Annotated in this window: 8 protein-coding genes, 1 tRNA gene and 1 pseudogene; all 10 read left to right on the top strand. The window is 35.0% G+C overall.

Annotated features, from left to right (window positions below; translation table 11 throughout):
• The first annotated feature begins 176 nt into the window (after window positions 1-176).
• A tRNA-Asp gene (locus A9G11_RS13820) sits at window positions 177-250 on the top strand.
• 720 nt (window positions 251-970) lie between these two features.
• Window positions 971-2,110, top strand: coding sequence for a slipin family protein (locus A9G11_RS14655; RefSeq protein WP_442902995.1), 1,140 nt, complete (start codon window positions 971-973; stop codon window positions 2,108-2,110).
• A gap of 53 nt (window positions 2,111-2,163) precedes the next feature.
• The gene (locus A9G11_RS13810; protein ID WP_065620157.1) at window positions 2,164-3,390 is read left to right on the top strand and encodes an RtcB family protein; all 1,227 of its coding nucleotides are present in this window, start codon (window positions 2,164-2,166) and stop codon (window positions 3,388-3,390) included.
• Window positions 3,391-3,433: 43 nt separating this feature from the next.
• The gene (locus A9G11_RS13805; protein WP_065620156.1) at window positions 3,434-3,694 is read left to right on the top strand and encodes a hypothetical protein; all 261 of its coding nucleotides are present in this window, start codon (window positions 3,434-3,436) and stop codon (window positions 3,692-3,694) included.
• Between the two features lie 284 nt (window positions 3,695-3,978).
• Window positions 3,979-5,256, top strand: a complete 1,278-nt coding sequence (locus A9G11_RS13800; protein ID WP_065620155.1) for an MFS transporter — start codon at window positions 3,979-3,981, stop codon at window positions 5,254-5,256.
• Window positions 5,257-5,268: 12 nt separating this feature from the next.
• A complete protein-coding gene (gene pdxY, locus A9G11_RS13795; RefSeq protein ID WP_065620154.1) occupies window positions 5,269-6,135 on the top strand; it encodes a pyridoxal kinase PdxY in 867 nt (288 codons plus the stop codon).
• 259 nt (window positions 6,136-6,394) lie between these two features.
• Entirely contained in the window at window positions 6,395-9,046 is a 2,652-nt protein-coding gene (locus A9G11_RS13790) for an AAA family ATPase (RefSeq protein WP_065620153.1), read from the top strand.
• Window position 9,047: 1 nt separating this feature from the next.
• Complete coding sequence (locus A9G11_RS13785) at window positions 9,048-10,079, top strand: 5-methylcytosine restriction system specificity protein McrC (protein WP_081298589.1); 1,032 nt, start codon at window positions 9,048-9,050, stop codon at window positions 10,077-10,079.
• A 199-nt stretch (window positions 10,080-10,278) separates the two neighbouring features.
• Entirely contained in the window at window positions 10,279-10,485 is a 207-nt protein-coding gene (locus tag A9G11_RS13780; protein WP_065620152.1) for a hypothetical protein, read from the top strand.
• Between the two features lie 176 nt (window positions 10,486-10,661).
• Window positions 10,662-10,998: pseudogene (locus tag A9G11_RS13775) on the top strand (SIR2 family protein); the annotation flags it as partial.

The following is a 10,998-nucleotide window of genomic DNA, read 5'->3' as shown; positions in this document are numbered from 1 at the left end:
TTTATTTATTGGCACGCTTTTCGCAATATTTATTATACCTAAGCAAACAGACGCTGTTTTTTATAACAGCAAGGTGCATAGCGAATACTTTATGAATTTATCATAAGGATAAAAGTTCTGAAGATTATCAACATGTATGCCTTAACGTGTGATTAGGTTGCTGTGTAAAAGCAAATTTTTGAATAGCTCATTTGGTTAGAGCAATCGATTATCACTCGATTGGTAACAGGTTCGAGTCCTGTTTCAAAACCTAAATACAAAAAGTAGTAATAAACACAGTCAGTGACCGTGTTGGATAAGTGAAGAGTAAAAGCAGTCGCACTTCAAACTTATCCACCAGTTTAAACCGGTTAACTTGTTAAGTTATTTATATTTAGCAAGGTAAAAAAACTGGATTATAGGCAGAATGTTAAATACCAATAAGCGTTGCGTTATTTGTCTTATTGCTTTTAACCTTCCCCCTACGATTTCGTTACTTAGCCCGTTTCAATTGTGCTAAATACGGTTGCTGATTGTGCTAGAAAGGAAAAGCAAAATGTTAAAAACAATTAAAGTTAAAAAAAATGAGATCGCGGTACTGTATAAAAATAATGAAATTGAAAAAGTATTAACCGCGGGTATACATCGAATATTTAATCCATTAAATACTATTGGTTACCAATTGATAAACTTAGCGACGCCAAAAATTGAAGTTAATATGGCCGAACAGTTAATCAACTTCTATCCGGAAATCATTAACCAACATTGCTATTTAGTGGTTGTAACAGAAAACGAAATTGCCTTACGTTATGAAGAACAAAAGTTGGTGGAAGTGATTTTACCGGCCACTAAATGCCTATATTGGAAAAGTTACAAAGCGCACGCGATCAAAAAAGTGGCTCTACAACATGGTTATGCATTGCCAACTGATATCGCGCAAGAATTGATAGAAGCTAAAAATAGTAATAACGCTATTGTAAATATTGAAAAATTGATACTACATTATTTTATACATGAGCAAATTGGTACCTTATTTGTGGATAATCAATTGATACAAATTATTGCACCAGAATCGATAGTCGGTTATTGCCAATTTAAACATACTATTGTATTAGGTAAATTTAACTTACGGGAAAACCACATTGATGAGCGTATTGCTGATGCGATTGAACAGCGTATACCAGAACAACTGACACAGTTTTGTTTACAGATGGAAGTTGGCGCCAATCAGGCTGGTCTACGTTATGAAAACGATCTATTGGTCGAAATATTGTCACCAGGAACTAAACGCCTTTATTGGCAAAATAGCCATAAACAACATATGGTTACGGTTGATTTAAATCAAGGTTATACGTTAAGTGGTGAGATTGTTCAACAGTTACTACAACCAAAATTACGCCAAAAAGAAGTGGTTGGTGATAACAGTATATTGATTGCCCAAGTACCTGCTTACCATGTTGGTGTATTAAAAGTGAATGGTCACATTGAGCAACTATTAACCGCTGGAATTACTGCCTATTGGCGTTTTAACCGTGAAATATCGGTTGATATAGTCGATACTCGGCTACAAGCATTAGACGTTGCAGGACAAGAGATCTTAACCAAAGATAAAGTAAGCTTACGGATAAACTTAGTCGCCAACTGGCACTATACTAACGTATTAACCGCCTTTGAAAAAACGGCATGTCCAGCGGAGTTATTATATCGTGAATTACAGTTTGGATTACGTGAAGCCATTGGTACACGGACACTTGATGAGTTATTGGAGAATAAAAATATCATCGATGAAGTGGTGACCAAACATATTAAAGAACGTTTACAAGGCTTTGGTTTAGAAACGGTGTCACTTGGCGTAAAAGATATTATTTTACCAGGCGATATGAAAGCAATCTTATCGCAAGTTGTTGAAGCTGAAAAATCAGCTCAAGCAAATGTGATTCGCCGTCGGGAAGAAACATCCGCTACGCGCTCATTATTGAACACCGCCAAAGTGATGGAAAATAACCCAGTCGCATTACGTTTAAAAGAGATGGAAACCTTAGAACGTATCGCTGAACGTATCGATAAAATCTCGGTAGTGGGTGGACTAGATCAAGTGTTACATGGTCTAGTAAATATTCAAGCAAAATAGAAATAACAACCCGTGTAGATTAAATCTGCACGGGATTAAAAAGGAAAATAAAAATGATTCAGTATGAAGTATTAAAAACCGAAAATTCATTACCGGTAAAAATGTGGACTAAAGGTGTGCCGGTAGAGCCTGAAGCTAAAGAGCAATTATTAAAAACAGCGCAGTTGCCTTTTATTTTTAGTCATATTGCAGTTATGCCCGATGTTCATGTTGGTAAAGGTTCAACTATTGGTAGTGTGATTCCAACTATTGGCGCCATTATCCCTGCTGCGGTTGGGGTGGATATTGGATGTGGTATGATGGCAGTACAAACTTCATTAACGGCTAATGAGTTACCACAAAATCTGGCACCATTACGCTTAGCGATTGAAAAAGCAGTACCAAATGGCTTAAGTCCAAAAGGTTCGAGCCGTGATAAAGGTAGCTGGCAAAATCCGCCTTCAATTGTTGAGCAATATTGGCAACAACTTTTACCGGGTTTTGAAAAATTAACTGAAAAATATCCGCGGTTTTTAAATACTAATAACTACCGTCACTTAGGTACATTAGGAACCGGAAACCATTTTATTGAAATCTGTTTAGATGAAAATCAAATGGTATGGATCATGTTACATAGTGGATCGCGCGGAATTGGTAATGCTATTGGGGAATTTTTCATTAAAACCGCGAAACAAGAGATGGAAAAATACTTTATTGATACTTATTTGCCAAGTAAAGATTTAGCCTACTTTGTTGAAGGAACCGAGCATTTTAATGATTACCTTATGGCGGTGAATTGGGCGCAAGAGTTTGCGCGTTTAAACCGTGAAGCAATGATGTACAACACTATTAATGCACTACGTAGTGTCATTGATGTGCCATTTGAAACTCATTTGCAAGCAGTAAACTGCCACCATAACTATGTGCAAAAAGAACATCACTTTGGGCATAATGTTTTTATCACCCGAAAAGGTGCGGTATCAGCGCGTAAAGGGGAATTAGGGATTATTCCTGGTTCAATGGGCGCTAAAAGTTTTATTGTGCGCGGACTGGGTAATGAAGAAAGTTTCTGCTCTTGTTCGCACGGTGCCGGGCGTGTGATGAGCCGAACCGCAGCGAAAAAACAATTTACTGTTGAAGATCAAATCAAAGCCACTGCGCATGTTGAATGCCGTAAAGATGCCAACGTGATTGACGAAATCCCAATGGCATATAAAGATATTGATGCCGTTATGGCTGCGCAAAATGAACTGGTCGAGATCATGCATCAATTACGGCAAGTGGTGTGTGTAAAAGGCTAAAATTTATCGGGGAGCAATCCTCGATATTGATGGAGATTAAGGTATGCTAAATCTTGATTGCATAAATGGATATCTAACTGCAATGCGTTGTTTAAATGCTGGGCCTAACCATTATTGTGATTATTCAATGAACTTACTGGATAATAAAGGGAATTTTACTGACACCTTAACCCATCACTTTCAATCCATTACCGATGGGCAAGGACAATGTTTCGACGCTAAGTTATGGCAGATAAACCCCAAACCGATCACGATTGATGAATTAAATTTGTTAAATGAAGGTTTATTAAATTCCATTTTATAGTATATAAATTCATTCCAACCAATTAACAAAAACGCTGTTTGATGTGGTGATTCATTATATTGCATTTCAAAATAACTGAATGATGCAGTTTAGTTGATTACTGTTTAAATACTTAGTGTTATTATAGATTAAGTTGGTTTTGCAAAAAGACGCAGTATAACCAAATTCTTTTTATATAATTTTTCATCTCTTTTCAGTTAACAAATTGTGATGTTAATAGCTTTATGTTAGTTTCATATCCATTTCTAACATAGAATACTTATTGGTTTAACCAAGGTTTGTTTATGTCTAATTCATCGGCTAAAAAAGTGGCTTTTGCTGCTTTTATTGGTACCACCATTGAGTGGTATGATTTTTATATCTATGCGTTGGCATCGGTATTGATTTTTGGGCAACTTTTTTTCCCTGCGGATAATGAATTCGTGCAAATTTTAGGGGCTTTTGCTACCTTTGCGGTTGGTTTTTTATCGCGTCCTTTTGGCGCCTTGTTATTTGGTCATATTGGTGACCGTTTGGGGCGTAAAAAATCGCTGATTATTACCTTGCTGTTAATGGGGATTGCTACAACCTGTGTGGGATTATTACCGTCTTACCAAGAAGCGGGCATACTCGCGCCCATATTATTGGTAGCTTTGCGTATTTTGCAAGGTGTTGCTGTTGGTGGTGAGTGGGGCGGTGCTGTCTTGATGGCTAATGAACATGCGCCAAAAGGCTTGAAAAATTTCTTTTCATCGTTTGCCCAATGGGGCAGCCCAGCTGGGAATATTTTAGCCTTACTGGTTTTTTCTTATATTATTCGTTTACCTATTGCGGAGCTAATTAATAGTGGCTATTGGCGTATTCCTTTTTTAGCCAGTTTTATTTTGTTAATTATTGGTATTATTGCCAGAGTGACCTTAACCGAATCGCCTGTTTTTGTTGAATCATGCAAACAGCAAGCAAACTTAAAGCAAGAATCCGCCCCAATTATTGAAGTCTTTAAGCAAGCCACACCACTATTAATTTTATCGATTGGTGCCAATGTGCTGTCATTTAGTGGGATTTTTTCCAATACTTTAATGATAGGTTATACCACGCTGGCATTGGGTGTTGAGAAAGGCATGATTGTTGATGCGCTATTTTGGATAGCCATTGTCCATTTTGTTGCACAACCTTTTATCTCCTATTTTGCTGAAAAATACTCGGCAACGCGCTTTTTAATTTGTTCTGCTATCTTGGCGATGGCATCGGTATTTTTATTATTCCCGATTATTCAGCAAGGCACAAAAGCCAGTTTTATTATTGGTATTTCATTAAATGTGATCTGTTACAGTGGCTTTTATGGCGTGATAGCGGGATATTTAAGCCGAATTTTCCCTACCCGAATGCGTTATACAGGGCTGTCAATGAGTTATCAGGGCTGTGCGGCGATTTTTGGTAGCCTAATCCCAATGATCGGTGGCTATATTATTTTTGCATACCAAACTTTTTGGTTGCCGTTGGCCTTGTTTTATTGTGGTTTAGCACTGATATCGATTATCTGCATCTATCTTTTAAGTCACTATCACTATTATGATGAGTAATAAGGCAACTATATGAAAACCGTTTTATCCATTCAATCGAATGTTGTTTATGGTTATGCTGGTAATAAAGTCTCGACACTGGCGATGCAATTACAAGGTGTCGAAGTGATGCCGATCCATACCGTACAGTTATCAAGTAATACCGTGTATCCGGATTATGATGGCATTGTGCTGGGCGCTCAGCAAATCACCCGAATCGTCAATAGTTTAGAAAAAATTGGCGTATTGTCATCCATTGACGCCATTATTTCGGGGTATATTGGCCTTGCCGAACAAGGTGAAGAGATCCTTGAAGCAGTAAAAAAGATTAAATATTATAATCCTAATGCTATTTATGTTTGCGATCCGGTTATGGGCGGCGACATCAATAAAGGCAGTTCACTACCGCAAAATATTATTGATTTTTTCACTAAACAAGCGATCAAACAGGCTGACTACATCACTCCCAATTTATTAGAATTGCAAATATTATCAAATCTTGAAATCAAGACTTTTAACGATGTGCTTAAAGCCATAAAGATACTGCAAAACCAGCCGATTCAAGCCATATTAGTTAAAAATCTACTGCATGCTGGTAAAACAACTGAGTTATTTGAAATGATATTAGCCACGCCATCGCAAAGCTATCATCTGGCTCGACCATTGTATGACTTTCCACACCGTCCATTGGGCGTGGGGGATTTAATTTGTAGTCTGTTTACCGCGCATTTAGTTAATGGGCAATCCCAGTTAACCGCCTTTGAACTAGCCGCCAACGCTGCCAATCACGTCCTCGACATCACCAAACAACAAAATGCCCGAGAACTAGCGATTATTGACGCTCAACAGTGGATCAAACAACCTGATTTGCGGTATCGGGGAACGGAGTTGGTGTTGTAGGATAGAGTTGAACAATACGTTTCAATTAGTTGCTGATGTTGATAAAATTTAAACAACGGATTAATGTAGTTGTGAAAAAGATAAATAATCTAACGCAATCTATTCAAACTGGCGGAGAGCCACCTAGGCAATAGTTGCTGAGAACTCAAGTTTAATTACTGGTAAGATTCATTAGCTGAAGATTTATTTAAAAATCCAAATAGAGTAAGACTATAGCCGTAAATTAAAGAAATTAATGAGTAGATGGAGGGAAAATGAAATGATGGAACAAAAGTTTCAGTATATTGTACAAGTGGCAAAAAAATACCAAAGCTACGTGGATCATGGACAAGAACTTTTTAACCAACTGAATAATTTACCCAGTTCTATTATCCGTGATGTGTATAAAGAATATGGCGATTCATATACTCGGTTACAGCCGGTTAACTTATTACGTGCAACTATTGCTAAAAAAATATTGTTAGATAATGAAACCATTACAGCACAGTTGATTGAAGATATTAAAGAGCAAATTCGAACTCGTAATACAAATTATTTTAGTGATTTACCTGAAAATTTTTTGCAACAACTAAAAAATTTATCACTCAAAGGACGTGATATTTTCGCTAATTGGAGGGAGAATTGGAAAGTTCTTTATCCTTTCTTTTACCGTGGTGAAATAAAAAAACAAATCCGATGTTATCTAGCGGATATCAGTAATCAACTGATTAAGGATCTTAATTTACCCGATTATACAGTGACCTATTATGATTTTTTAGGGCCAAATAGTTTTGGAGATACACGTTGTTGGATTGCCATTTATCCAATACAAAAAAATAGCCATAAGGAAGCTTACCAGTTTTTTCTTAATATAAAAGCAGAGCCTGAAGTAGGACGAGTCGCGGGATGTAAACTTAAAGAGACTAAAACTAATTTGTTGATGCCAGTCAATTCTTATCATCAAGCATATAGAAAATTATGTAATTTAAGATCTGAAATTTTAAATTTTAACAAACAGTTACGAAACTTTTTTAAATGCGCACCCGGTGAGCAGGCAAGTGATTGGCAAATGTTCCGAGATAATGATTTCATCGCGCTTAATTATAGCCATTTACCTATCGGCGATTTGACTCAATATCAAACGAAAGAGCAATTAAATCTAGCTTCAAACCTGCCAGCAAATAGCCCATCGAATGAGACAAAGAGTTTATGGTTATTTAAGAATGTTAATGTGGGCGATATTATTTTTATGAATAAAGGTAAAAACACTTGCTTGGCTATTGCAGTGGTTAAGTCACCTTATTATTATCAAGAAAGCGCTGATGGTTATAACCACCGTTTGCAAATAAGATGGTTAACAACAAAACCTTTCGAATATGAGTCTGGCTCACTATCTAACTACAAATCATTATTTAGTATACCTGTCTTTACAACTGTGAAAACTGAAATGTTTATTTTGAGCCAATATGTCTTACGTTATCCTGAATTAAAAGAATCATTTGAAGAGGAAGGTTTATTGGTTGAGAGTGCTGTTCCAATTGTTAATGAATCTGTTGCTGATAACGATGAATTAATGGCATCTGAAGATCTGCCCAATTATTGGTGGCTAAATGCTAAACCAAAAATATGGAAAATTAGTGAATTCAATGAAGATGATACTCAAACTTATACTACTCATAATGAATTAAATAATAAACGGCGGGTATATAAGTATTTTGAAATGGTCAAACCGGGTGATTTGGTAATTGGCTATGAAAGTTCTCCGGTTAAGCAAATCAAAGCGATTCTTGAAATTACTAGAGGACTTCATGCTAGAGATGATGGTAAAGAATGTATTGAATTTAAAATTAAAGAATCGATTGAATACCCAGTTCATTGGAATGATTTAAAAAACATTCAACCGTTACAAAATTGTGAAGTGTTTATTAATAATCAGGGAAGTTTATTTAATTTAAGCTCGGAAGAATTTGAAATTATCCGTAGTATCATTGATGATAAAAATATTGAAACATTAACCGAAACGCAAAAAGAATGTAAAAAATATTACTTTGAACAGGATCCGGATAAACCGTTTATGCCACCAGAGCAGTTCAAACATATAGTGTCGCTTCTACAAAATAAAAAAAATATAATTCTACAAGGACCACCAGGAGTAGGTAAAACTTTTCTGGCAAAAAAATTGGCTTATCAAATTATGCAGGAGGAGGATGATCGCTGTATTGAAATGATTCAGTTTCACCAGTCTTATAATTATGAAGATTTTATTCAAGGTTTACGCCCTATTACTACAAATAATGGTAATGCTTCATTTGAACTAAAGAATGGCATCTTTTATGATTTTTGCCAAAGGGCTATTGCTCATCCTAATAAAAATTATGTTTTCATTATTGATGAAATCAATCGGGGGAATTTGAGTAAAATTTTTGGTGAATTAATGATGCTAATTGAACCCAGTAAACGAGGAAGTAAATATAGTTTAGCTTTAACTTATTCAGAAACCAGCGAGGAGCGTTTTTTTGTACCTGAAAATTTATTCATTATTGGCACAATGAATACCGCTGATCGTTCTTTAGCTATAGTCGATTATGCACTACGTCGTCGTTTTGCTTTTATTTCATTATTTCCGCTTTATGATGAACAATTTAGAGATTATCTAATAACCCATAATGTATCTGAATTATTAGCAGAACATATTATTGAGCAATTGACAGAACTTAATAATATTATTGAAAAAGACCCTAATTTGGGTAAAGGATTTATGATTGGACATAGTTATTTTTGCCATTGCTCTGTTATTTCCGACGACTATCTGGAAGATAAATGGTGGCAAGATATTGTCGATTTTGAATTAACCCCATTGTTAGAAGAGTTATGGTTTGATGATATGGGCAAAGTTAGTAGTTGGATACAGAAATTGAGATCTTATAAATAATATGAGCATTCCAATTCAAAATATTTATTTCCTGCTAAGCTATGCTTGGAATAAGTTAGAGGAAGCAGAGCGAGTCAAGGTTGATGTAAGGGATATTACTAATTTACCTTCATTGTTTGCCAAGGTGTTAGTAAATGCAACTTCTATTTTATTAAAGCGATGCCTTGAGCAAGATTATATTGCTCATCAGTGTGAAATTGCTGGGATTAAAGGTAAATTTTCTTTAAGTGAAACTGTTAAAAAAAATTTAATTCACAAGCAAAAAACCATTTGTGTGTTTGATGATTATTCAGTAAATATTCTTTCCAACCAAATCTTAATCACTACACTACACAATCTTTTAAAATTAAATGAACTAGATACAGGTTTAAAAAGAGATGTTAAAGCTACGATCAGACGTTTGCCTGTTATCTCACCCATAAAATTAAACCTTAGAATATTTAAACAAGTTACTCTTCACCGTAATAATCAAATTTATGGTTTTATCATTAATATTTGTCAGATTTTGTATGAAAACCTACTACCTTCAGAAAATGGAGGAGAGCTAACCTTTGTTGATTTCACCCGTGATGAACGTAAGATGGCTTATCTTTTTGAAAACTTTGTTCGTAATTTCTATTGTAAGGAGCAAAATCAATATAGTGTAGGTAGCAAAAAAATTTCTTGGCAATTGATTGGTGATTCACAAGATTATCTACCGAGCATGTATACCGATATTACATTAGATAATCCAATTAAGCGCATTATTATTGATACAAAATTCTATCAACAGACTCTTGCAAAACATTATGCAAAGGAAAAAGTTCATTCTCATAATATCTATCAATTGTTTAGCTATTTAATTAATCAACGTAGTAATACTGATCACCAAAAGACGCATACAACAACTGGTATTTTACTTTACCCAACAATTGACGCGGAATATAACTTTAGTTACCAATTTGAACAACATCCTATCTACATTAGAACAATTGATTTAAATACAGACAGTAGCAAAATAGCTGAACGATTATTACGTATTATTGAAAATTAATTTGTTACTGATATTATTTTCAATGCCTAATATTTTTTAAGTAATCACATCGTTACTACGTTGTTTTTGATTTTAAAAACGGTAAGCTGTCGACTAACTTCGAATAAATTAGCACTTTTTTGACATATTTCGATGATGTTTTCTAACTGAAAGCGATCGAATTCATCAACAGTATGACTTTCCGCACCGTCCATTGGGGGTGGGGGATTTAATTTGTAGTCTGTTTACCGCGCATTTAGTTAATGGACAATCCCAATTAACCGCCTTTGAACTAGCCGCCAACGCCGCCAATCACGTTCTGGACATCACCAAACAACAAAATGCCCGAGAGCTAGCGATTATTGATGCTCAACAGTGGATCAAAAATCCTGATTTGCAATATCGGGGGACGGAGTTGGTGTTGTAGAGAAAAGCTAAAGGGTATTAACTTGATTTTTATGCCACAGAGTTTAGTAAAATTCTTCTTATTTAGGGTAATTTAAAGACTTGCTAAAGCATACTTAATTTACAAATAAATATGCTTATTGATTGTATATTTTGTATTATATATTAAATCGATATTTGGAATAGGAATAAATATTTGTGGCGATATTAAGAGAGTTTAAAAAATATGATGAAAATGAAAAAGAATATTTTCAACGCATATTTCAATCTGCAAATATTAATTTTTTGATTGGTTCGGGGGCATCTAAACCAGCCATAAATGTATTAGGTGATATAGAAAAAGAATTGCAAAACTATATAGAAATAGGTGACGAAGAAAGTTATTTCAATGTTGCAGAAAAATTCTTATCTGATATTTGGTCGGTTATAGACACTCTTTTGGAGCGAAATTTTACTATTGATTTTGAAGATGTAGAAATAACTCAAAATAATTATATAAAATTTATATCTATTCTGGAAAATATCTTAATTAAAA

The sequence above is a fragment of the Gilliamella sp. wkB108 genome, assembly GCF_001690195.1.
Taxonomy (GTDB): Bacteria; Pseudomonadota; Gammaproteobacteria; order Enterobacterales; family Orbaceae; genus Gilliamella; species Gilliamella apicola_L.
Note: the sequence above shows the minus strand (reverse complement) of the source record. Positions and strands in the feature narration are given on the sequence as shown.

Bases quoted from the DNA above. Each gene is read 5' to 3' on its own strand.
- A9G11_RS13790 (WP_065620153.1), top strand. From the start codon at position 6,395: ATGATGGAACAAAAGTTTCAGTATATTGTACAAGTGGCAAAAAAATAC.
- A9G11_RS13785 (WP_081298589.1), top strand. From the start codon at position 9,048: ATGAGCATTCCAATTCAAAATATTTATTTCCTGCTAAGCTATGCTTGG.
- A9G11_RS13805 (WP_065620156.1), top strand. From the start codon at position 3,434: ATGCTAAATCTTGATTGCATAAATGGATATCTAACTGCAATGCGTTGT.
- pdxY (WP_065620154.1), top strand. From the start codon at position 5,269: ATGAAAACCGTTTTATCCATTCAATCGAATGTTGTTTATGGTTATGCT.
- A9G11_RS13800 (WP_065620155.1), top strand. From the start codon at position 3,979: ATGTCTAATTCATCGGCTAAAAAAGTGGCTTTTGCTGCTTTTATTGGT.
- A9G11_RS13810 (WP_065620157.1), top strand. From the start codon at position 2,164: ATGATTCAGTATGAAGTATTAAAAACCGAAAATTCATTACCGGTAAAA.